This window comes from Streptomyces sp. NPDC005963, assembly GCF_040638655.1.
Classification (GTDB): Bacteria; Actinomycetota; Actinomycetes; order Streptomycetales; family Streptomycetaceae; genus Streptomyces.
The window spans coordinates 97801-119316 of sequence record NZ_JBEXVD010000026.1 but is presented as its reverse complement, the minus strand read 5'-3'; the positions used below and the strand labels follow the sequence as shown (position 1 = coordinate 119316).

At 68.9% G+C, this 21516-nt stretch carries 20 protein-coding genes, 5 tRNA genes and 1 pseudogene; 19 read left to right on the top strand and 7 right to left on the bottom strand.

Annotated elements, in window-relative coordinates; genetic code table 11:
* Positions 1-3165: nitrate- and nitrite sensing domain-containing protein (locus ABZ348_RS28105; RefSeq protein WP_358937666.1), on the bottom strand; the 3165-nt coding region annotated here is incomplete at its 3' end.
* Positions 3166-3758: 593 nt separating this feature from the next.
* Between ABZ348_RS28105 and ABZ348_RS28100 the strand changes: the two genes are divergently transcribed.
* The 9 genes from ABZ348_RS28100 (at position 3759) to ABZ348_RS28060 (ending at position 7754) form a co-directional block, all read left to right on the top strand.
* The gene (locus tag ABZ348_RS28100) at positions 3759-3929 is read left to right on the top strand and encodes a hypothetical protein (protein ID WP_358937664.1); all 171 of its coding nucleotides are present in this window, start codon (positions 3759-3761) and stop codon (positions 3927-3929) included.
* A 202-nt stretch (positions 3930-4131) separates the two neighbouring features.
* Positions 4132-4917 carry a fumarylacetoacetate hydrolase family protein gene (locus ABZ348_RS28095; RefSeq protein ID WP_358937662.1) on the top strand — a complete coding sequence of 262 codons (786 nt, stop codon included), beginning with the start codon at positions 4132-4134 and terminating at the stop codon, positions 4915-4917.
* Positions 4910-6385 carry a glutamate--tRNA ligase gene (gene gltX / locus ABZ348_RS28090; RefSeq protein WP_358937661.1) on the top strand — a complete coding sequence of 492 codons (1476 nt, stop codon included), beginning with the start codon at positions 4910-4912 and terminating at the stop codon, positions 6383-6385. Before ABZ348_RS28095 ends, gltX begins: the two co-directional genes overlap by 8 nt.
* Positions 6386-6450: 65 nt before the next feature.
* On the top strand, positions 6451-7170 hold the full coding sequence (locus ABZ348_RS28085; RefSeq protein ID WP_358937659.1) for an HAD family hydrolase: 720 nt from the start codon (positions 6451-6453) through the stop codon (positions 7168-7170).
* An 88-nt stretch (positions 7171-7258) separates the two neighbouring features.
* Positions 7259-7330, top strand: a tRNA-Gln gene (locus ABZ348_RS28080).
* Between the two features lie 21 nt (positions 7331-7351).
* Positions 7352-7424, top strand: a tRNA-Glu gene (locus tag ABZ348_RS28075).
* An 85-nt stretch (positions 7425-7509) separates the two neighbouring features.
* A tRNA-Glu gene (locus ABZ348_RS28070) sits at positions 7510-7582 on the top strand.
* Between the two features lie 12 nt (positions 7583-7594).
* Positions 7595-7666: transfer RNA gene (locus ABZ348_RS28065), tRNA-Gln, on the top strand.
* Between the two features lie 15 nt (positions 7667-7681).
* Positions 7682-7754 (top strand) — tRNA-Glu (locus ABZ348_RS28060).
* Positions 7755-8026: 272 nt separating this feature from the next.
* Here the strand turns inward: ABZ348_RS28060 and ndgR are convergent.
* Positions 8027-8743: an IclR family transcriptional regulator NdgR gene (gene ndgR / locus ABZ348_RS28055; protein WP_358937658.1), complete on the bottom strand. Its 717-nt coding sequence runs from the start codon at positions 8741-8743 to the stop codon at positions 8027-8029.
* A gap of 141 nt (positions 8744-8884) precedes the next feature.
* On the opposite strand from ndgR, the gene leuC reads away from it, so the two are divergent.
* The 4 genes from leuC to ABZ348_RS28035 all read left to right on the top strand — a co-directional run bounded on the left by leuC (position 8885) and on the right by ABZ348_RS28035 (position 12055).
* A complete protein-coding gene (gene leuC, locus ABZ348_RS28050) occupies positions 8885-10318 on the top strand; it encodes a 3-isopropylmalate dehydratase large subunit (protein WP_358937656.1) in 1434 nt (477 codons plus the stop codon).
* A gap of 6 nt (positions 10319-10324) precedes the next feature.
* Complete coding sequence (gene leuD / locus ABZ348_RS28045; protein ID WP_358937654.1) at positions 10325-10918, top strand: 3-isopropylmalate dehydratase small subunit; 594 nt, start codon at positions 10325-10327, stop codon at positions 10916-10918.
* A 104-nt stretch (positions 10919-11022) separates the two neighbouring features.
* Complete coding sequence (locus ABZ348_RS28040) at positions 11023-11250, top strand: hypothetical protein (RefSeq protein ID WP_329023673.1); 228 nt, start codon at positions 11023-11025, stop codon at positions 11248-11250.
* Positions 11251-11404: 154 nt separating this feature from the next.
* Complete coding sequence (locus ABZ348_RS28035; RefSeq protein ID WP_358937653.1) at positions 11405-12055, top strand: HU family DNA-binding protein; 651 nt, start codon at positions 11405-11407, stop codon at positions 12053-12055.
* Positions 12056-12209: 154 nt separating this feature from the next.
* Here ABZ348_RS28035 and ABZ348_RS28030 read toward each other — a convergent pair whose 3' ends face one another.
* Together ABZ348_RS28030 and cofC are read right to left on the bottom strand one after the other, a co-directional pair.
* Positions 12210-12413, bottom strand: a complete 204-nt coding sequence (locus tag ABZ348_RS28030) for a hypothetical protein (protein ID WP_358937651.1) — start codon at positions 12411-12413, stop codon at positions 12210-12212.
* Positions 12414-12571: 158 nt separating this feature from the next.
* Positions 12572-13273: a 2-phospho-L-lactate guanylyltransferase gene (cofC, locus tag ABZ348_RS28025; protein WP_358937649.1), complete on the bottom strand. Its 702-nt coding sequence runs from the start codon at positions 13271-13273 to the stop codon at positions 12572-12574.
* Positions 13274-13412: 139 nt separating this feature from the next.
* Between cofC and ABZ348_RS28020 the strand changes: the two genes are divergently transcribed.
* Genes ABZ348_RS28020 through ABZ348_RS28010 form a run of 3 tightly spaced genes read left to right on the top strand, consistent with a single transcriptional unit; the run spans position 13413 to position 16403 of the window.
* Positions 13413-14165, top strand: a complete 753-nt coding sequence (locus ABZ348_RS28020; RefSeq protein ID WP_358937647.1) for a lysophospholipid acyltransferase family protein — start codon at positions 13413-13415, stop codon at positions 14163-14165.
* Positions 14162-15172: an NAD(P)H-dependent glycerol-3-phosphate dehydrogenase gene (locus ABZ348_RS28015; RefSeq protein WP_358937645.1), complete on the top strand. Its 1011-nt coding sequence runs from the start codon at positions 14162-14164 to the stop codon at positions 15170-15172. Before ABZ348_RS28020 ends, ABZ348_RS28015 begins: the two co-directional genes overlap by 4 nt.
* A 58-nt stretch (positions 15173-15230) precedes the next feature.
* Complete coding sequence (locus ABZ348_RS28010) at positions 15231-16403, top strand: D-alanine--D-alanine ligase family protein (protein ID WP_358937643.1); 1173 nt, start codon at positions 15231-15233, stop codon at positions 16401-16403.
* A 283-nt stretch (positions 16404-16686) separates the two neighbouring features.
* Here the strand turns inward: ABZ348_RS28010 and ABZ348_RS28005 are convergent.
* Both ABZ348_RS28005 and ABZ348_RS28000 read right to left on the bottom strand, forming a co-directional pair.
* Positions 16687-16764 (bottom strand): annotated as a pseudogene (locus ABZ348_RS28005) (DUF3515 domain-containing protein); the annotation flags it as partial.
* 205 nt (positions 16765-16969) lie between these two features.
* Positions 16970-17203: an Lrp/AsnC ligand binding domain-containing protein gene (locus tag ABZ348_RS28000; RefSeq protein WP_250923311.1), complete on the bottom strand. Its 234-nt coding sequence runs from the start codon at positions 17201-17203 to the stop codon at positions 16970-16972.
* Between the two features lie 335 nt (positions 17204-17538).
* Here ABZ348_RS28000 and ABZ348_RS27995 point away from each other — a divergent pair, with 335 nt between their 5' ends.
* Together ABZ348_RS27995 and thiD are read left to right on the top strand one after the other, a co-directional pair.
* On the top strand, positions 17539-18507 hold the full coding sequence (locus tag ABZ348_RS27995; RefSeq protein ID WP_358937641.1) for a thiamine-phosphate kinase: 969 nt from the start codon (positions 17539-17541) through the stop codon (positions 18505-18507).
* Positions 18504-19289 carry a bifunctional hydroxymethylpyrimidine kinase/phosphomethylpyrimidine kinase gene (thiD, locus tag ABZ348_RS27990; protein ID WP_358937639.1) on the top strand — a complete coding sequence of 262 codons (786 nt, stop codon included), beginning with the start codon at positions 18504-18506 and terminating at the stop codon, positions 19287-19289. The genes ABZ348_RS27995 and thiD overlap by 4 nt, the downstream gene beginning before the upstream one ends.
* A 101-nt stretch (positions 19290-19390) precedes the next feature.
* Here the strand turns inward: thiD and rpmB are convergent, their stop codons facing one another.
* A complete protein-coding gene (gene rpmB, locus ABZ348_RS27985; protein WP_078877327.1) occupies positions 19391-19576 on the bottom strand; it encodes a 50S ribosomal protein L28 in 186 nt (61 codons plus the stop codon).
* Positions 19577-19832: 256 nt separating this feature from the next.
* Between rpmB and ABZ348_RS27980 the strand changes: the two genes are divergently transcribed.
* Positions 19833-21476, top strand: coding sequence for a DAK2 domain-containing protein (locus ABZ348_RS27980; protein WP_358937637.1), 1644 nt, complete (start codon positions 19833-19835; stop codon positions 21474-21476).
* Positions 21477-21516 lie beyond the last annotated feature (40 nt).

Genomic DNA, 21516 nt, shown 5'->3' with positions numbered 1-21516 from the left:
GTCTTGTGGTGTGGGTGTGCCGAAGTCGGGCCGGGGGAACTGTCCGGTGGAGTTCGGGTCTTGTGGTGTGGGTGTGCCGAAGTCGGGCCGGGGGAATTGCCCGGTGGAGTTCGGGTCTTGTGGTGTGGGTGTGCCGAAGTCGGGCCGGGGGAACTGTCCGGTGGAGTTCGGGTCTTGTGGTGTGGGTGTGCCGAAGTCAGGACGCGCGAACTGATCGGTGGACGCCGTGTTCCGCGGTCCACCAGAAGCCGCGCCACCGGGCGGAGTGAACTGCCCCGCGGACGATCCCGTCGGTCCGGCGGGCGCAGAGGGAGCCGAAGCACCCGCACCCGTGGACGCCGGCGGACCGAAGACGTCCGGGCGGACGAACTGTCCGGGTGGCCCGGAGGCCGCCGGACCGCGCTGGGGCAGAGCGCCCGGGAGTCCGGACTGGTCGTTGAAGTCGGGGCGCGCGAACTCGGCCGTCGCCGGCCCAGCAGCCGTCTCGGTCTCCTCGTGGCCGCGCGGACCTTCGCCGCGTCCCTTGGGACCGCCGGGCATCTGGTCGATGCCCCAACTCGTGGTCTGCGGACGCTGAGGGCTCGATCCCGGCAGCTCAGGTCGCGGCCCACCCGAAGGCGGCAACTGCCGCCCGCGGTCGCCGTCCTGTTGTCCGCTGCGCGGCTGGTCGCCCTGCGGTCCGGTGGTGCCGCGGGCGTTGCGCACGCTCGCCGCGCCGCCGAAGGCACCGGCAAGACCACTGCTCTGTCGGCTGGGACCGCCATCGCGGCTGGGGAGCGCGGCACGCTGGGCCGAACTGGCACCCGCACCCGCACCGACCTGTCCGCGAGGTGGCGCCCCGGCTCCGAGGAGACCACCGGGCGCCTGTTGGTTGCCGGAGGTTCCGGGGCCGGTGCCACCGGGCCCTGGGCGTCCGTTGTTGCCCGTGCTGACGGGACCACCGAGACCGGGCGGAATCACCGGAGCACCGGGCGCTCCCGGACCCGTACCGGGGGTGAGGGGCACCTTCCGGCCGCCCTGGGCTACATCGACGGGGAGCATGACCAGCGCGGTCGTACCCCCGGAGTCAGAGGGGCGGAGCTGAATGCGGATGCCGTGTCGCAGGGAGAGTCGACCGACCACGAAGAGGCCCATGCGGCGCGAGACCGAGACGTCCACCGTGGGCGGCGACGCCAGCCGCTCGTTGATCGCGGCGAGGTCTTCGGGGGAGAGCCCGATGCCGGTGTCGTGGATCTCGACCAGCACCCGCCCGTCGGGCAGGGCGTGACCGGTGACGCGGACCTTGGTCTGGGGCGAGGAGAACGACGTCGCGTTCTCCAGCAGCTCGGCGAGCAGGTGCACGAGGTCGTTGACGACCCGGCCGGCGACCTCGGTAGTCGGGACCGAGGCCAACTCGATGCGCTCGTACTGCTCCACCTCGGACGCGGCGGCGCGCAGCACGTCGACGAGGGGGACGGGGCGCGTCCAGCGACGGCCCGGTTCCTCACCGGCGAGGACGAGGAGGTTCTCACCGTTCCGGCGCATACGGGTCGCCAGGTGGTCCAGCTTGAACAGCGACGACAGCTGGTCCGGGTCGGCCTCGCGGGACTCCAACTCGGAGATGAGCGACAGCTGACGCTGGATGAGGCCCTGTGAACGGCGGGACAGGTTGGTGAACATCGCGTTGACGTTGCCCCGCAGCAGCGCCTGCTCGGCGGCGAGGCGGACGGCCTCGCGGTGCACGTCGTCGAAGGCCGCGGCGACCTTGCCGATCTCGTCCCGGGAGTGCACGCCGACCGACTCGACGGAGGTGTCGACGTCCTGCGGGTCCGACTCCGAAAGGTGCTTGACCAGCTCGGGCAGACGTTCCTGGGCGACCTTGGTGGCGGTGTCCTGGAGCCTGCGCAGCGAGCGGATCATGGAGCGGGCCACGACGAACGCGCCGACGAGCGAGACGCCGAGGACGAACAGGATCAGCGCACCGTTGATGATGGCTTCCTGCTGAGACTCCTCGCGCAGCTGGCGCGCCTTGGCCTCCATCTCACCGAGGAGCGTCGCCTCGATGGTGTTCATCGCGTCGATGCGGACGGTGTAATCGTCCGTCCAGTCCAGGTAGGAGCGCGGTGTCTGCTGCTGGAGACCCCGTTCCCGGGTGAACGCCTTGGAGGCGTACTCCTCGGAGGCACCGATGATCGGGTTGCCGTTGTCCAGCGTGTCCGTCAACTCCGAGGCGTCGCCGCCGTACGTGTTGTAGATCGCCTGGAACTCTTGGAGTTCGTCGTCGCCGTTCTCGAAGGCGGTGAGGCCGTACTCGCGGTCGTCCTCGTCGAGCTTGATGTTCTTGGCGTCGTTGCCGCCGGGCAGCGCCGACGCGATGATCGCGCGCTGCATCGACGCGTACTCCTTGGCGGAGGAGAAGGCCGCCAGTGCACGCGTACGCTTGATCATTTCCGGGTTACTGGTCGCCTGGGCCATGTCCTGAGACAGGCTCAACAGGGACTGGATCAACCGGTGGTACCTCTGGACCGTCAGCGCCACGGACTTGTTGGGCGCGTAGGCATCGTCCCGGATCCTGTTGAGGTCCGTGATCTGGGTGACGATGATGTTCGCGTTCTGCCGGATGCTGTCGATGGCTTCGCGGTCATCGGTGTTGGAGATGTCCCGGGTGGTCTCCAGGAACGCCTGTCGCGCCCGGTCGGTCTCCTGGCGCTCACTGGTGATCTTGAAGTCGGTCTCGGGCATCCCGTTCGAGAGGGGACCCGCCGTGAGGTCGCGTTCGTCCTGGAGGGCGACCGCGAGCCGGGTCGCCTCCTGCGTCATGTTGGTGAGCAGCTGCATGTGTTCCAGCTGCTCCATGCGCTCCATGGACTCGTTGATCCGCAGACCGCCCAGGGTGGTCGCGGCGACGACGGGCAGCGTCAGCAGGGAGACGAGACGGGTGCTGATGCGCCAGTTGCGCAGCGCGAGGCGCGAGCCGGTGTCGTTGGGGCCCTTCGCCTTGGGCAGGGCCTTGGGTGCTTCGGGGTCGCCCGGGGCGGTCGCGCCGGGGCGTGCGGGAGTGCCGCTTTCGCCGGGCGTTGCCGGACTCTGGTTCTGGGTGTGCTGGGGCGAGGAGCCGCGGTCGGTCCCGCCCTGCGGCTCCGGTTCAGCCGCAGCGCTGCCATCCCTCTTGTAACGTCCCTGCACTAGCGTCGCAACCTCTGGACCAGGCGCCCCTGCCGTGGAGCGGCGGGACGGTGTCGGCGTCGGTGAGGCGCGGGGCGCCCCTGTTTTGTTGGTCGTTGAGTGACCGGCGCTTCTCCCCCTTCTTCCGCCGCCGCTCGGCGCTGTGTTGCGCCTCTGCGCGCCGGCCTGAAACCGCGGCGGTGCGTGGAATTCCAGCACAGTGCAGGATCCTCAACAAGGCCCGCGTACCGTCCTGTGACCTGGGTGACTCGGTGTGAGTGGCGGGTCACCAGGCGTAGAAGGATTTCCGGGTCAAAAGGTGCGAATTGCTGCGACTTCCAAGCCCCGAGTGGGTGTCCTAGTCGCCATGATCAAGAGTGGAATGGCAGATTCAGTTGCTAAATGTCCGATTCCTTGTAGATGATCAACGGCCCGCATTGACCGAAATGTGCATCGATTCGTGACGAAAATCACACCCTGAACCCCAGCTTTCCGGGGATTTCTCGGGGAATCAGATGTTTAGCCTGGCGCTTTACAGAATCAGCAATCTGTAGTGACCGCCGCTTCCGCCGCCGTCCGTGCGGCCATACGCCGAGAAGGTCGTAAAAACACCGATGAAGACGATGATGCTCCGCAACATAGCGAACCCCCGGCGCACCACTCTCGCCCATCTCTCGGACGCCGAGCAGCTGCAGACGCCGGAGCAGCCGGAGCACTCGCTCGACCTTCCCACCCAGACGGCCAACCCCCGTCGTACGGTCCTGATGGACGCCCCCGCCTCCTGACCCCGTGGCGCCCGCCCTCCGCGGGCGCCACCGACGGCCACGCCGTCCAGCCGCCCCGCACCCGGTTCGTCCACCGCCGCACCGCGGCGCACCTCGGACACCACGGCTGCGGGGCGGTGGGCGTCGAGCCTCCCCGCGACCGCGTTAGCCTGGACCGTCAGGCTTCAGCAGCGTCAGCAGTAGTAGAGGGGCAGCCGCATCCGTGCGCATCGCCAGATTCTCCATCGACGGCAATGTCGCCTTCGGCGCGGTCGAGGGTGACGGTCCCGGGGAACTCGTCCTCGACATCATCAAGGGCATCCCGTTCGCGGACTTCGAGCTCTCCGGCACCAAGGTGCCGCTCAGCAAGGTGCGGCTGTTGCCGCCGGTGCTGCCGAACAAGGTGGTCGCCTTCGGCCGCAACTACGCGGACCACGCGGCGGAGCTCGGACACGAGGTCCCACCGGCCCCCTTCGCCTTCTTCAAGCCGTCCACCTCGGTGATCGGCTCCGGCGACGCGATCGCGTACCCCTCGTTCTCCGAGGACGTGCACTACGAGGCCGAACTCGCGGTCGTCATCGGCCGCATGTGCCGCGAAGTGCCGCGCGAGCGCGTCCAGGACGTCATCCTCGGCTACACCTGCGCCAACGACGTCACCGCCCGCGACGTCCAAAAGCGCGAAGCCCAGTGGGCCAGGGCCAAGGGCTTCGACACCTCCTGTCCGCTCGGGCCGTGGGTGGAGACGGGCATCGGCCTGGAAGAAGCGGGCGATCTGACGGTCCAGTGCACCGTCAACGGCGAACAGCGCCAGCTCGGCAGCACCCGACAGATGATCCACTCCATCGCGGATCTGATCGTCAACATCACCGAGGCCATGACCCTGCTCCCTGGCGACGTGATCCTCACCGGCACCCCCGCCGGGGTCGGCCCCCTCGGCATCGGCGACGAGGTCGCCGTCACCATCCAAGGCATCGGCACTCTCACCAACAAGGTGATCAAGCGTGGCTAACGCGAACGTCCGCGTACGTTTCTGTCCTTCGCCGACCGGAAACCCCCATGTGGGTCTGGTCCGCACCGCCCTGTTCAACTGGGCCTTCGCCCGGCACAACGGCGGCACCATGGTCTTCCGCATCGAAGACACCGACGCCGCACGCGACTCGGAGGAGTCGTACCAGCAGCTGCTGGACTCGATGCGCTGGCTCGGCCTCGACTGGGACGAGGGCCCCGAGGTCGGCGGACCCCACGCGCCCTACCGCCAGTCGCAGCGCATGGACACCTACCGGGACATCGCCCAGCGCCTCCTCGACGGTGGACACGCCTACCACTGCTACTGCACCACCGAGGAACTCGACGCCCGCCGCGAAGCCGCACGCGCCGCCGGTCGTCCCTCCGGCTACGACGGCCACTGCCGCGCACTGAGCGCCGAGCAGATCGCCGCCTACCAGGCGGAGGGCCGCTCCGCCATCGTTCGCTTCCGGATGCCCGACGAGCCGATCGTCTTCACCGACCTGGTGCGCGGCGAACTGACCTTCACCCCCGAGAACGTGCCGGACTACGGCATCGTCCGGGCCAATGGGGCTCCGCTGTACACCCTGGTCAACCCGGTCGACGACGCGCTGATGGAGATCACGCACGTACTGCGCGGCGAGGACCTCCTCTCCTCGACCCCACGTCAGATCGCGCTCTACAAGGCACTGATCGAACTGGGCGTCGCCCAGCAGATCCCCGCATTCGGCCATCTGCCGTACGTGATGGGCGAGGGCAACAAGAAGCTGTCCAAGCGCGACCCCCAGGCATCCCTGAACCTCTACCGGGAGCGCGGCTTCCTCCCGGAGGGGCTGCTGAACTACCTGTCGCTGCTCGGCTGGTCCTTCTCGGCCGACCAGGACATCTTCTCGATCGCCGAACTGATCGAGCGGTTCGACATCGCGGACGTCAACGCCAACCCGGCGCGCTTCGACCTGAAGAAGGCCGAGGCGATCAACGCCGACCACATCCGCCGGCTCGACGTGAAGGCGTTCACCGACGCCTGCGCCCCCTGGCTGGAGGCCCCGTACGCCACCTGGGCTCCCGAGCAGTTCGACCGCGCGGCCTGGGAGGCGATCGCCCCCTACGCCCAGACCCGTCTCACGGTGCTCTCCGACATCACGGTCAACGTCGACTTCCTCTTCCTCGACGAGCCCGCCGATGACGAGGCGTCCTGGGCGAAGGCGATGAAGGAGGGCTCCGACGCCCTGCTGCGCACCGCCCGGGAGAAGCTGGAGTCCGCGGACTGGGACAGTGCCGAATCCCTGAAGGAAGCGGTCCTGGCCGCCGGTGAGGCCCACGGCCTCAAGCTCGGCAAGGCGCAGGCGCCGGTGCGGGTCGCCGTCACCGGTCGTACGGTGGGCCTGCCCCTCTTCGAGTCCCTGGAGATCCTGGGGCGGGAGAAGACCCTGTCCCGCATCGATGCGGCGCTGGCGAAGCTCACGGCCTGAACCGTCCGCGTCACGTGATCCCGCGATCCCGTGACGGTTCCCAAAGGGCTCGGTAGCGTTGGATCATGACGATCAGAGCCGTCCTGTGGGACGTAGACGACACGATCTTCAACTACTACAGCGCTGATCGCCTGGGGATCATGCACCACATCCAGGCAGAGGGTCTGGCCGACGGGTACGAATCCGCCGACCAGGCCCTCTCGCGTTGGCAGCAGGTCACGGCCGTGCACTGGGCGCGCTTCTCGGCCGGGGAAGTGGACTGGCAGCAGCACCGGCGCGATCGCGTCCGGATGTTCACCGACCAGGCCGGACTCTCGGACCCCGAAGCGGACGCCTGGTTCGAGCGCTACATCACCCACTACGAGGCGGCCTGGGCCCTCTTCCCCGATGTGGTGCCGGTGCTCGACGTCCTCGGGGAGTACCGGCACGGCATCCTGTCCAACTCGTCGCTCGCCGTCCAAGACCACAAACTGCGAGTGCTGGGGGTGCGGGACCGCTTCGAAACACTGATCTGCGCGGCCGAGCTCGGCTTCAGCAAACCGGCGGCCAGGGCCTTCCACACCGCCTGCGAGGCCATGGGGCTCCCACCGCACGAGGTCCTGTACGTGGGGGACGAGCCGGACATCGACGCCCGCGGGGCGACCGAGGCGGGACTCTCCGCGGTCTGGCTGGACCGGACCGGCGTCGGTGGCCGGCCCGAGCTCGTCCGGATCACCGCTCTCGACCAGCTTCCCGCCCTGTTGCAGGGCGATACCCGTTTTGGAGCGCCGCTCTCCTTCGGGTAATGTTCTTCCTGCGCCGCCCGCCAAGGCCACGGGGTCAGACCGGAAAGCGCAAACCAAATGAGACTCCTCACAGGGAGTTGCTTTTTGGTGGCCTATGGTGTAATTGGCAGCACGACTGATTCTGGTTCAGTTAGTCTAGGTTCGAGTCCTGGTAGGCCAGCTCGCAGAGCTCATCTGCAAAGCCCCCGTTGTGTAGCGGCCTAGCACGCTGCCCTCTCAAGGCAGTAGCGCCGGTTCGAATCCGGTCGGGGGTACAGATCCATCCTGCTGATCACTTGGGTCGCTCCCGGTGATCCCGCAGTGACATCACCCGGCCCATGGCCGGGTGGGATCGCTAGGGCCCCCGTTGTGTAGCGGCCTAGCACGCCGCCCTCTCAAGGCGGTAGCGCCGGTTCGAATCCGGTCGGGGGTACGGAAATCACCATGGCCTATGGTGTAATTGGCAGCACGACTGATTCTGGTTCAGTTAGTCTAGGTTCGAGTCCTGGTAGGCCAGCAGATCCCAGATCTTGCCCCCGTTGTGTAGCGGCCTAGCACGCCGCCCTCTCAAGGCGGTAGCGCCGGTTCGAATCCGGTCGGGGGTACATGAGGAGAAGCCCTCCGCAGAAATGCGGAGGGCTTCTTCGTTCTCCTTTGTCGTCTTTCTGCCGTCTCTCTGTCTTCTTTTCCGCCCGCCCGGGGCTGCCGGTGGGAGTGAGCCGGCAGCTTCGCCGGTGCCCGGTCAACGAGGCGCTCTGGAGCGGTCGTTGACCGGACCCGGCCGTATACCCCTATGAGGAACTTCCTCCGTGCACCAGCAGGTTGACCATCCGTCACCCACCCTCTCCGGTGGGGGAGTTCCCGACCCGGAAGAGGGTCAGCTGCTGCGGCGCAGGGCTTCGCTCAGTCGGGCGGCCGAGTCGATGACCGCCTGGGCGTGCATGCGGCCGGGGTGCCGGGTCAGCCGTTCGATGGGTCCCGAGACCGACACGGCGGCGACGACGCGGTTGGAGGGCCCCCGCACCGGAGCGGAGACCGAGGCCACCCCCGGCTCGCGCTCGCCGATGGACTGTGCCCAGCCCCGGCGCCGTACGCCCGAGAGGGCCGTTGCGGTGAAGCGTGCGCCCTGGAGACCGCGGTGCAACCGCTCGGGCTCCTCCCAGGCCATCAGGATCTGGGCGGACGACCCCGCCTTCATCGTCAGCGTGGACCCGACCGGGACCGTGTCCCGCAATCCGGACAGCCGCTCGGCCGCGGCCACACAGATCCGCATGTCTCCCTGGCGGCGATACAGCTGTGCGCTCTCACCGGTCACGTCGCGCAGATGGGTCAGCACCGGACCGGCAGTGGCCAGCAAGCGGTCCTCGCCGGCCGCGGCGGCCAGCTCGGAGAGCCGCGGCCCCAGGATGAACCGGCCCTGCATGTCCCTCGCCACCATCCGGTGGTGTTCCAATGCCACGGCCAGTCGATGGGCCGTGGGTCGGGCGAGCCCGGTCGCCGCGACCAGCCCGGCGAGGGTGGCCGGACCGGACTCCAGTGCGCTCAGTACCAGAGCCGCCTTGTCGAGAACGCCGACGCCGCTAGAGTTGTCCATGCAACGATACTCACGTCTCACACTGTGAAACGCAAGTTCAAATTTCCCGAGAACCCGCCAGTCTGTAGTAGCAGCCTGCGACAACGGGCTGCGTCAGGATCTCTAGCGGTGCCGGCATCGTGGCCGGCCGGAGGGAAAGCGATGGGTAGGACACTCGCGGAGAAGGTCTGGGACGACCACGTCGTCCGGCGCGCTGAGGGCGAGCCCGACCTGCTCTACATCGATCTGCATCTGCTGCACGAGGTGACCAGCCCCCAGGCCTTCGACGGACTCCGTCTGGGCGGTCGGCGAGTACGTCGCCTCGACCTCACCATCGCCACCGAGGACCACAACACACCGACGCTCGACATCGACAAGCCCATTGCCGATCCCGTCTCCCGAGCCCAGTTGGAGACGCTGCGCAAGAACTGCGCCGAGTTCGGTGTACGGCTGCACCCGCTGGGCGACGTCGAACAGGGCGTCGTCCACGTCGTCGGCCCCCAGCTGGGACTGACACAGCCCGGCACCACCGTGGTGTGTGGCGATTCCCACACCTCCACGCACGGTGCGTTCGGCGCCCTCGCCTTCGGCATCGGCACCTCGCAGGTCGAGCACGTGCTGGCCACCCAGACGCTGCCGCTGGCCCGCCCCAAGACCATGGCCATCACCATCGACGGCGAACTGCCCGACGAGGTGACCGCCAAGGACCTGATCCTGGCGATCATCGCCCGGATCGGCACCGGCGGCGGCCAGGGCTACATCCTGGAGTACCGCGGCCCGGCCATCGAGAAGCTGTCGATGGAAGCCCGGATGACCATCTGCAACATGTCGATCGAGGCGGGCGCCCGCGCCGGCATGATCGCGCCCGACGAAACCACCTTCGAGTACCTGCGCGGTCGTGACCACGCTCCCGAAGGTGCCGACTGGGACGCGGCGGTCGAGTACTGGAAGACGCTGCGCACCGACGACGACGCGGTCTTCGACGCCGAGGTCGTCATCGACGCCACCGAACTGGCCCCGTTCGTCACCTGGGGCACCAACCCGGGCCAGGGCGCACCGCTGTCCTCCAACGTCCCCGATCCTGCTTCGTACGAGGACGCTTCGGAGCGGCTCGCCGCGGAAAAGGCCCTGGAGTACATGGGGTTGAGCGCCGGCCAGCCGCTGCGCCAGATCAAGGTCGACACCGTCTTCGTAGGCTCCTGCACCAACGGCCGCATCGAGGATCTGCGCTCCGCGGCATCGATCCTGGACGGGCGCAAAGTCGCCGACGGGGTACGGATGCTGGTGGTCCCCGGCTCGGTGCGCGTGGCGCTCCAGGCCGTCGAGGAGGGGCTGGACAAGGTCTTCACCCAGTCCGGCGCCGAGTGGCGGCACGCGGGATGCTCGATGTGTCTGGGCATGAACCCCGACCAACTGGCCCCCGGTGAGCGCTCCGCATCCACCTCCAACCGCAACTTCGAGGGGCGGCAGGGCAAGGGCGGGCGTACCCATCTCGTCTCGCCGCAGGTTGCCGCCGCCACCGCGGTACTGGGCCATCTGGCCTCTCCGGCCGATCTGTCCGACCAGGCTGAAGCAGCCGCCACCGCGGGAGTCTGAGGAGTCATGGAAGCATTCACCGCACACACCGGCCGGGCCGTCCCGCTGCGCCGCAGCAACGTGGACACCGACCAGATCATCCCGGCGCACTGGCTGAAGAAGGTCACCCGCGACGGCTTCGAGGACGGGCTCTTCGAGGCCTGGCGCAAGGACGACTCCTTCGTCCTCAACCTGCCCGAGCGCCAGGGTGCATCGGTCCTGGTCGCGGGGCCGGACTTCGGTACCGGCTCCTCGCGTGAGCACGCCGTCTGGGCGCTCCAGAACTTCGGCTTCAAGACGGTCATCTCCGCCCGGTTCGCCGACATCTTCCGCGGCAACTCCCTCAAGAACGGGTTGCTGACCGTCGTTCTCCCGCAGGAGACCGTCGAGCGGCTCTGGGAGCTCACCGAAGCCGATCCCAACGCCGAGATCACGGTTGACCTGGAGGCGCGCGAGGTGCGGGCCGAGGGCATCACCGCTGCTTTCGAACTCGACGAGAACGCCCGCTGGCGGCTGCTGAACGGGCTGGACGACATCAGCCTCACCCTTCAGAACGAAGCGGACATCGCGGCTTACGAGTCCACTCGCCCCGCCTTCAAACCACGCACTCTACAGGTCTGATCAGCGCTTTTCCCTGACTGCGCCCCCCACCGTCCGGTGGGGGGCGCAGTCGTCTGTTGAGACCCTGCCGGGCGACAACTCGCCCCAGATGGCACAATCGGTGCATGGGACGCGACAACCAACTCAAGCTCTATGCCGAGCTCGCGGCCCAACTGAAAGAAGCGCACACACGAGTGCGCGAACTGCAAGTCCCGGAGGGCGTAAGGAAGGCGCTGTCCCGGAAGCTGCTGGTCGTGACGGCAGCCGCGAAGCACGATCTCCCGGATGCAGCACGGCGTCTGGACCGCTTGATGAAGGACCTCGACGAGGGTCGATTTCCCGAAGGCGACTGACGTCCGAACTCCGTGCTGACCCACTTCCGAAGTCGACTTCGTTGCGGCACTAGGGTGATTAGACCGTTTCGTGTTTGATTTGCGGTATATATCTGCCTAACGTGCGAAAAAGCCTGGACACATTCGTTCCGGCAATGTCTCCGAAGGGGAAGACGTGAACAAGGCGCAGCTCGTAGAAGCGATTGCCGACAAGCTCGGCGGCCGTCAGCAGGCCGCAGACGCTGTCGACGCGGTGCTTGACGCGATCGTCCGCGCGGTTGTCGCCGGAGACCGGGTTTCGGTCACCGGCTTCGGATCGTTCGAGAAGGTCGACCGTCCCGCCCGCTATGCCCGCAACCCCCAGACGGGTGAGCGGGTCCGGGTCAAGAAGACCTCCGTACCGCGATTCCGTGCGGGCCAGGGCTTCAAGGACCTGGTCAGCGGCTCGAAGAAGCTGCCGCGCGGCGGCGAGGTCTCGGTCAAGAAGGCGCCCAAGGGCAGCCTGTCGGGCGGAGCTTCCACTCGGACGACCACCAAGGCCGCGGCCAAGAAGGCCACCGCCAAGAAGACCGCCGCGAAGAAGGCGACGACCGCCCGCAAGACGGTCGCGAAGAAGGCCACGGCGAAGAAGACGGTCGCGAAGAAGACCTCCGCGGCCAAGAAGGCCACGGCGAAGAAGGCGACGACCGCCAAGACCGCCGCCAAGAAGGCCACCGCGAAGAAGACCGCGCCGGCGAAGAAGGCCACCGCCAAGAAGGCGCCCGCGAAGAAAGCCACGGCACGCTCCACCGCCGCCAAGAAGACGGCCACTGCCAGGAAGAGGTAAGCGGCATCCAACGGGCCGCTCACGCGCCGGGCCGGGCTCCTTTCGGGGAGCCCGGCCCGCGGCATGTTCCAGCCGGCCACCGGCCGTACATCGTTGAGAAACGGCTGATCAGAGCGATGGCAGAGAAGTTCAGTGCGAGAGTGCGCACCGGGATTCAGAAGGTCTGAAGCGTCACCAGGGTGATGCGACGCTCCGAGCCGTCGCCGGCCGTCTCGATCCGGACCCGCTGGCCCGACCGCAGCAGACGCAACCCGCCCGCGTCGAAGGCCGCTGCGTCGAACTCCATCGGGGTGCCGTCGTCGAGCAGCACGCTCCCGCTGCGAGTGTCGGGATCGTAGGTAAACGAGGTCGCCTGCATGGGGTGCAGCCTATGCCCTATTGCGCACGGCCTCGCTGCCGCCCGTGGTCGGCGGAACCGTGACGAGCACGGAAATCGGGGAAAGCGGCGGCTGTTTCGTTACCGCACCACTCCGGTGGAGCAGTGCCCTCCAACGGAAATGACGGAATGGGACCGGGCTATCCCTCCGTACGTTGCACCCCGGCCAGTCGTTCGTCCGTCCGAAGGCCCACGCCCAGTGCGAGTGCCGCGCTGAGGTCGTCCCCGGTATCCACGTCCCGGCGTACGGAATCGACATCGCTCAGCGTGATTTCCACTGCCCCGGACATCGAATGACGACTTCGCGACGGGCCGCCGAAAGCGGGTTGCAATTCCACTCCGGGGCCGGCCGTCAGCAAAGTGGTGCCGATGCCCGCCGCATCGGCGAGAAAGGCTCGCGGAAATCTCCGGGCGAACTCAAGCACCCGCTCCAATTCCGCCGGTCTGAGCGCGGGCAGATCGGCATTGAGGACGGCGACGGCAGCCTCGGGCCGGCTCTGGCGCACGGCACCCACCCCGTGGACCAACGCGGCGTTGAGCCCCGCCACCGGGTCGTCGGGCACGATGCGTGCCCCCAGCGCCCCCAGTCGGGAACCTGCCAGCAGGTCGTTCGTGACAACTGCCACATCTCGCACGGTCGTGCAGGCCAGGGAGGCTGCGACGGTGTCTTCCGCGAAGGCGAGCGCCAGCTGTGGTCGCAGCAGGTCACCCGCGCGGGAGGCCAGCCGACTCTTCGCCAGGGCGAGGGGCTTCAACGGGATCACCAAGGACCAGTGCGCCGTTGTGTCGGTGTTCGTGGTCGGCTCTCCGTCCGAGTGCGCAGGGCTGTGTGCGCTTCCCATTGTGGCCCGCCGCGGGGTTGATGCGACGGGGCGGTCCGGTAGCCGGGGCGTACCGTGTCCTCGACAGACCACGGGACTGGGGCGACACTTGACCCCCGGCATCCGGGCAAACGCCCGGACGAAGAAGAAGGGTGTCCGAGTGTCCCGCCGCAGAATCGGCTTCTGGTACCGCCTGGCGGCGGTCATCGCAAAACCGCCGCTACTGGTTCTGTTCAAGCGGGACTGGCGGGGAATGGAACACATTCCGGCCGACGGCGGATTCATCACCGCGGTCAATCACAACTCCTATCTCGACCCCCTGTCCTACGCGCACTTCCAGTACAACAGCGGACGGGTGCCGCGTTTTCTTGCGAAGGCAGCCCTCTTCCGGGTGTCGTTCGTCGGCATGATGCTCCGCGGTACCCGACAGATCCCCGTCTACCGGGAGACCACCGACGCGCTCGACGCCTTCCGCGCCGCCGTCGACGCCATCGAACAGGGCGAGTGCGTCGCCTTCTACCCCGAGGGCACCATCACGCGCGACCCCGAGATGTGGCCCATGGCGGGCAAGACGGGAGCCGCCCGGGTCGCGCTGATGACCAGGGCACCCGTGGTCCCCGTCGCCCAGTGGGGCGCCAACCTCGCGGTGCCCCCGTACGCCAAGGAGAGGCCGCTGCGGCTCTTCCCCCGAAAGACCCTGATCGTGCAGGCCGGACCCCCCGTCGACCTGACCAGGTTCTACGATCGGGAGCCCACGCCCGAGGTGTTGCGCGAGGCGACCGAGGCGATCATGGCGGACATCACCGCACTCCTCGAAGAGGTGCGGGGAACCAAGGCACCGGCCGAGCCGTTCGACCACCGCACGGCGCGTGCAGAACAGCGGCGCAAAGCCGCAGGGGAAGGAACGATGTGACACACCCGGCGAAGGCAGCCGTCTTTGGAACGGGCTCCTGGGGGACGGCCTTCGGCATGGTGCTCGCCGACGCGGGTTGCGACGTGACCCTGTGGGGTCGCCGCGCCGAGCTCGCCGAAGCGGTCAACACCACCCGAACCAACCCCGACTACCTCCCGGGCATCGAGTTGCCGCCCTCCCTGTCGGCCACCACCGACCCGGCCGAGGCACTCCACGGCGCGGACTTCGCGGTGCTCGCGGTCCCTTCACAGACCCTGCGCGGCAATCTCGCCGCCTGGGTGCCCGAACTGGGCGCGAACACCGTCCTCGTCTCCCTGATGAAGGGCGTCGAACTCGGCACCGCCAAGCGGATGAGCGAGGTCATCGAGGAGGTGGCCGGTGTGGGCGCGGAGCGCGTCGCGGTCGTCACCGGCCCCAACCTGGCCAAGGAGATCGCCCAGCGCCGGCCCGCAGCCGCCGTCGTCGCCTGCCGGGACGAAGCCGTCGCCAGACGACTTCAGTCGGCCTGCCACACCCAGTACTTCCGCCCGTACACGAACACCGACGTGGTGGGGTGCGAACTCGGCGGTGCCGTGAAGAACGTCATCGGTCTCGCCGTCGGCATCGCGGACGGCATGGGCCTCGGCGACAACGCCAAGGGATCCCTGATCACCCGCGGTCTCGCCGAGACCACCCGCCTCGGTCTCGCCATGGGCGCGGACCCACTGACGTTCTCCGGTCTCGCGGGCCTCGGCGACCTGGTCGCCACCTGCTCCTCGCCGCTCTCGCGCAACCACACCTTCGGGATGAACCTCGGCAAGGGCATGACCCTCCAGGAGACGATCGCGGTCACCAAACAGACCGCCGAAGGCGTCAAGTCCTGTGAATCCGTGCTCGATCTGGCCCGTCGGCACTCAGTGGACATGCCGATCACCGAAACGGTCGTCGACATCGTGCACGACGGCAAGCCGCCGGTGGTCGCGCTCAAGGAGCTGATGTCCCGCAGCGCCAAGCCCGAACGCCGCTGACCCGACCGGACGCAGCGGCGCTGACTCCGGGGGTACCAACAGGTACGCTCAAGCCGATATGAGCACTGAGAACCTCCCCCAGAGCCCTGAGCCGCAGCGCCCTGAGCAGCCGCTCCGCAAGCCGCGCGTGGCCGTCGTCTTCGGCGGTCGCAGTTCCGAACACGGGATCTCCATGGTCACCGCTGGCGCTGTGCTGCGCGCCGTCGACCGCTCCCAGTACGAGGTGCTGCCCATCGGCATCACCTCGGACGGCCGGTGGGTGCTCACCGCCGACGAGCCGGAGCGGATGGCGATCGCGGACCGCCGCACCCCGCACGTCGAGCAGTTGGTCGAGTCCCCGGAGGGACAGGTCATGCTCTCCGTCGACCCGGGCAACCGCGAGGTCGTGTACACCGAGCCGGGCGCGGTGCCCAAGGCGTTGGGCGAGGTCGACGTCGTCTTCCCCGTGCTGCACGGCCCTTACGGCGAGGACGGCACCATCCAGGGGTTGCTGGAGCTCGCCGGAGTGCCGTACGTCGGCTCCGGGGTGCTCGCATCCGCGGTGGGGCAGGACAAGGAGTACATGAAGCGCGTCTTCACCTCCTTCGGTCTGCCCGTCGGCCCCTACACGGTGATCCGCCCGCGTGAGTGGGAAGTGGACCCCGCTGCCGCCCGCAAGAAGATCGTCGACTTCGCCGGTGACCACGGCTGGCCGCTGTTCGTCAAGCCCGCCAGGGCCGGGTCCTCCATCGGCATCACCAAGGTCGACGACCTCTCCGGTCTTGATGACGCCGTGGCCGAAGCGCAGCGCCACGACCCCAAGATCCTGGTGGAGGCGCTGTTGCGCGGCCGGGAGATCGAGTGCGGAGTGCTGGAGTTCGAGGACGGTCCGCGTGCGAGCGTCCCGGCCGAGATCCCGCCGGCGCAGTCCCACGCCTTCTACGACTTCGAGGCCAAGTACATCGACTCGGCCGAGGGCATCGTGCCCGCGCCGCTGACGCCCGAGCAGACGGCCGAGGTGCAGCGGCTCGCCGTCGCCGCCTTCGACGCGGCCTCGTGCGAGGGTCTCGTCCGTGCGGACTTCTTCCTCACCGAAGACGGCGAGTTCGTCATCAACGAGATCAACACCATGCCGGGCTTCACCCCGATCTCGATGTACCCGCGGATGTGGCAGGAGAGCGGCGTCGGCTACCAGGAGTTGGTCGACCGGCTCATCCAGGCGGCACTTCGGCGCTCCACCGGGCTGCGCTAGGTCGTGTCTGACAGAGGGCGTCGCAGGCCGGGCGGATTTGTCAGACACGGCCCAGCTCCCGGCGAAGTCGCGTGATCAGCCCGGGGAACGGCGTGTTGGGCGTTGTGGGTGGCCGGCCCGGCCGCAGGCGCAGCCGCCGTGCGTACCTCTCGTTCCACGCCACTTCACCGTGCGACCGGGCGGTGCCGCGAGTCCTCGCAGGCGTCGCCGCCCCGGGTGTTCCCGGTCGGGGCGACCGCCTTCCCGGCGGCCGTCCCACCGAAATGCGGCTCGTCTTCCCCCGCCGGGCGACACCGCAGCGCAGTACGATCGCGGCGTCGCCCCAGCCGGCGGTCCGTTCGGACGATGGCTGTGGATCGTTGTGGCCTCAGCCACCGGCCGTCCGTGGCAGTTCTTCGTGACGGTCGGCGCAGGAGCCGCCGGGTTCTGACGGCGACGGCAGTAGGGAACCGCGACCGTGGTCGTGGCGTCCGAGGGTGGAGTGGCCCGCGGCAGCGAGCGGCCCCACCGGGGCACAGATCAGGCGGACCGGCTGACCGATGTCGCCGGCCAAGCGCAGACGGGGGCTACAGGTGCACGACCGGGCAGGTCAGGGTGCGGGTGATGCCTTCCACTTGCTGGACCTTGGCGACCACCAGACGCCCCAGGGCATCGACCGTGTCTGCCTGGGCGCGCACGATCACGTCATAGGGGCCGGTGACGTCCTCGGCCTGAATCACTCCCTGAAGCTTCCCGATGGCCTCGGCGACGATCGACGCCTTGCCCACTTCGGTCTGAATCAGGATGTACGCCTGTACCACGGAACCTCCAGGGCGGCCCGAGGATCAATTCCCCTACCGTCGGTGGGGAGACCTCAGGGGCGAGAAAGGGACGCCACGGTATCGCGCCGCCATGGGCCGCGGGGAGACCTCCGCGCCGGGTGGCGCCCGCAGCGTGGCGTGCGCACAGCAGAAGTTGACGTATCCCTTGACGGTACCGACGGCGCACGTGCCCCGCGACCGCAAGCGGAGGGCCCGAACACGGGTCTGCGGCTTCGTCGGGCAGTCCGGCGGGGTGGGTTCTTCCGGGCCGGCGGGCCGGCTCGGACGGGGTCTTGCCGGAGACACCGGTGGGACGACGGAGAGGTGAGACTCGGGTGAAGGGCACTGTGGGCGAGCTGGGGGAGTTTGGGCTCATCAGGGAACTCACTTCCCGACTCACCTCCACCCCCGCGGTCCGGCTGGGGCCCGGAGATGACGCCGCGGTCGTGGCCGCCCCCGACCGCAGGGTCGTGGCGAGCACGGACATCCTCCTGGAAGGCCGGCACTTCCGCCGGGATTGGTCGACGGCGTACGACGTGGGCCGCAAGGCCGCCGCCCAGAATCTGGCCGATATCGCGGCGATGGGCGCGGTGCCGACGTCGTTGCTGCTCGGGCTGGTGGTGCCGGCGGAGCTTCCCGTCACCTGGGCCACGGAGTTGATGGACGGCATCCGCGACGAGTGCCAGGTCGCCGGCGCTGCCGTGGTCGGTGGGGACGTGGTCCGGGGCGAGGTGATCACCCTGGCCATCACCGCACTGGGGGACCTGCGCAACCTCGAACCCGTCACCCGTTCCGGCGCGCGCCCGGGCGATGTGGTCGCCTACACCGGATGGCTCGGCTGGTCGGCGGCGGGACATGCCGTGCTCTCCCGCGGGTTCCGCTCGCCGCGCGCCTTCGTCGAGGCGCACCGCCGCCCCGAGCCGCCGTACCACGCGGGCCCCGCAGCGGCCGGTCTCGGCGCCACCGCGATGTGCGACATCAGCGACGGCCTGGTCGCCGACCTCGGGCACATCGCCGAGGCGAGCAAGGTGCGGATCGACCTGCGCTCGGGAGCCATCGACATCCCCAGCCAGATGAACGACATCGGACAGGCGGTGGGCGTCGACCCGATCCAGTGGGTGCTGACCGGGGGAGAGGACCATGCGATCCTCGCCACCTTCCCACCGGACGTGAAGCTGCCCGCGCGCTGGAAGGTGATCGGCGAAGTGCTCGGTGCATCGGTCCAACCCCAGGTCACCGTGGACGGCGCACCCTGGCACAGCAACGGCGGCTGGGACCACTTCGGCACCGGGGGCGGTCGATGAGCCTGCCCCGCGTGCTCACCGTCGCCGGTTCGGACTCGGGCGGCGGAGCCGGCATCCAAGCGGACCTCAAGACGATGCTCGCACTCAACACCCACGGGATGAGCGTCCTCACGGCGGTCACCGCACAGAACTCGTTGGGCGTGCAGGGCTACTGGGAGCTGCCGCCCGATGCGGTGCGGGCCCAGTACCGCAGTGTCGCCGACGACATTGGCTTCCAGGCGATCAAAACCGGGATGCTCGCATCCGCGCCGCTGGTGGAGACCGTCGCCGAACTCCTCGCGGACGCCTCCGCACCGGTGGTCGTCGATCCGGTGGGCGTGTCCAAGCACGGTGACTCCCTGCTGGCCGCCTCGGCGTTGGATTCCGTACGGCACGCCCTGTTGCCGATCGCGACCGTGGCCACTCCCAACCTGGACGAGGTGACCCAACTGACCGGCGTCGAGGTCACCGACGAGGCGGGGCTGAGCCGTGCCGCCGAAGCGATCCTCGCCCTGGGGCCCCGCTGGGCGCTGATCAAGGGCGGTCATCTCGCGGGCGACGCGGTGGACCTCCTCACCGACGGCACGGACAGCCACTGGTTCCGCGCACCCCGCCACGACAACCGCCACACCCACGGCACCGGCTGTACCCTCGCCTCCGCGGTCGCCGCAGGGCTGGCCCACGGCCTCCCGGTGCCCGAGGCGGTGGCGGCGGCCAAAGAGTACGTGACCGGTGCCATAGCCGCCGGATTCGCCCTCGGCGGGGGGATCGGACCGGTCGACCACGGCTGGCGTCACCGCTGACGGCCGTCATCTGTTGAAGGACAGCGAAAAGCCGGCCCACCCGGAGGTGGACCGGCTTTCAAGGCAACCGCAGGGGCTGCGCTACGACGTCACCGTCGCGATTAGCGCGAGACCTTGCCGGCCTTGATGCACGAGGTGCAGACGTTGAGCCGCTTCGGCGTCCTACCGACCACGGCACGCACGCGCTGGATGTTCGGGTTCCAGCGACGGGACGTACGGCGGTGCGAGTGGGAAATGCTGTTGCCGAAGCCCGGCCCCTTGCCGCAGACGTCGCAGTTGGCAGCCACGGGTCACTCCAAAGACTTCAGGTGCACTTACAGTGAATTCCGGCGTGCCGGAAATCAGTGAGCTGATTGGTGGCTTTGCCGGGGAACCGCCCGATTCTCATCGGGCAACCGGAGCAGCATACAACGACTGCGTCCGCAGTACGAAACTACCATGGGTTTCGCCGCACCCACCCGGCCCTCCGCCTCCGCACGGGGTCTACCCTGCGATGCGACCCGCTGCCCACGGCCGCTCCGGCGGTTCAAGGAGGATCACCAGGTGCCGCAGAACCTCGACGCCGCAGCGGTGCGGATCTGGTGCGCACTCGCGCTGGAGGCGCTCGGCCAGGAGCGCGAGGAGATCGACGCGATCAACGTCTATCCCATCGCGGACGGCGACACCGGCACCAATCTTTACCTCACGGTGGAATCGGCGGCCCAGGCGGTCGAGGCGGTCTTCGTCGCCCACGAGACCCAGGCGGCCGGTGCGGACGGGCCGGCGGTGGCCGATGTGATGCGTTCGATGGCACACGGCGCGCTGATCGGTGCACGGGGGAACTCCGGCACGATCCTGGCGCAACTGCTCCGCGGCCTCGCCGAGCGCATCGCCGCGGCCGACGACCTCATCGGAGGACTGCGCCGGGCAGCACTGCTCGCCCGGGAAGCCGTGGCCCACCCGGTGGAGGGGACCATCCTCACCGTGGCCACGGCAGCCGCCGACACGGCCCGGGAGACCCCGCCCGACGCGGACGCCACAGCCGTCGCCCGAGCCGCGTACGAAGGGGCGAAAGCGGCACTGGCGGCCACCCCCGGGCAACTCGCCGTCCTCGGCAGGGCCGGAGTTGTGGACGCCGGCGGCCGGGGACTGCTCACCGTGCTGGGCGCCCTCGTCAAGGCCCTCTCCGGTGAGGCGCCCGCACCGTTGGCGTCCGTGCGCCCTGCCGCCCCGGCCCTGACGACCGGGGCGCCGTGCGCGGACGCCGGACCCGCCTTCGAGGTGATCTACCTCCTGGAAGCCGATGACACGGCTGTGGCACGGCTGCGGGGACGACTGGACGCCCTCGGCGAGTCCCTCGTCATCGTCGGAGGTGACGGCCTGTGGAACGTCCATGTACACGTCGACGACGCCGGCGCGGCGGTCGAAGCCGGAGTGGAAGCGGGTCGGCCGTACCGGATTCGCATCACCCACTTCGATCCGGTGGCCGACGGCGACGGCGCACACGGCACCGACCGTGACACCGCGCCGCCCGAGCGGACCCAACGGGCGGTCGTCGTCGTCCTCCCCGGCGAAGGACTCGCCGACCTGTGCGGCGCCGCAGGTGCCACCACGGTGCTGGCCCGCCCCGGGGAACCCCCGGCGAGCGGCGAACTCGTCGATGCGATCCGCCGCGCCCACGCCCGCGAAGTGGTCCTGCTGCCCAACTCGGCCGAGTTGAGGCACACCGCGGCGGCAGCGGTGGAACAGGCCCGCGGCGAAGGGATCAGGGTGGCGCTGATCCCCACCCGCGCGGCGGTCCAGGGCATCGCCGCCCTCGCGGTCCACGAGCCGGAACGGCGCTTCGACGAGGACGTGGTGGCGATGACGGCCGCCGCCGGAGCGACCCGCTACGCCGAACTCGCGGTTGCCGAAAGGCAGTCGTGGACCTCGGCCGGAGTGTGCCAGGCCGGGGACGTCCTCGGCCTGATAGACGGTGACGTCGCGGTCATCGGTACGGACGTGACCGCCACCGCGACGGCGGTACTGGACCGGATGCTGGCCGCGGGTGGCGAACTGGTGACCCTGATCCTGGGCCAGGACGTCCCCGACGCCGCCGAGGTGGGAGACCAACTGGAACGCCATGTCCGAGACGCCTATCTGGCGGTGGACACGGTTGTGTACGAGGGGGGAAGGGGATCGACCCCCCTGCTCATCGGCGTGGAGTAGTCCAGCGTGGAGTGGTCCGGTGTGGCGTAGCCCAGGGTGC

What these genes read in the sequence shown, in the direction of transcription:
- ABZ348_RS28100 (WP_358937664.1), top strand. Translation starts at nt 3,759, where the DNA reads ATGAAGACGATGATGCTCCGCAACATAGCGAACCCCCGGCGCACCACT.
- ABZ348_RS28085 (WP_358937659.1), top strand. Translation starts at nt 6,451, where the DNA reads ATGACGATCAGAGCCGTCCTGTGGGACGTAGACGACACGATCTTCAAC.
- ndgR (WP_358937658.1), bottom strand. Translation starts at nt 8,743, where the DNA reads ATGGACAACTCTAGCGGCGTCGGCGTTCTCGACAAGGCGGCTCTGGTA.
- leuC (WP_358937656.1), top strand. Translation starts at nt 8,885, where the DNA reads ATGGGTAGGACACTCGCGGAGAAGGTCTGGGACGACCACGTCGTCCGG.
- leuD (WP_358937654.1), top strand. Translation starts at nt 10,325, where the DNA reads ATGGAAGCATTCACCGCACACACCGGCCGGGCCGTCCCGCTGCGCCGC.
- ABZ348_RS28040 (WP_329023673.1), top strand. Translation starts at nt 11,023, where the DNA reads ATGGGACGCGACAACCAACTCAAGCTCTATGCCGAGCTCGCGGCCCAA.
- ABZ348_RS28030 (WP_358937651.1), bottom strand. Translation starts at nt 12,413, where the DNA reads ATGCAGGCGACCTCGTTTACCTACGATCCCGACACTCGCAGCGGGAGC.
- cofC (WP_358937649.1), bottom strand. Translation starts at nt 13,273, where the DNA reads ATGGGAAGCGCACACAGCCCTGCGCACTCGGACGGAGAGCCGACCACG.
- ABZ348_RS28010 (WP_358937643.1), top strand. Translation starts at nt 15,231, where the DNA reads ATGAGCACTGAGAACCTCCCCCAGAGCCCTGAGCCGCAGCGCCCTGAG.
- thiD (WP_358937639.1), top strand. Translation starts at nt 18,504, where the DNA reads ATGAGCCTGCCCCGCGTGCTCACCGTCGCCGGTTCGGACTCGGGCGGC.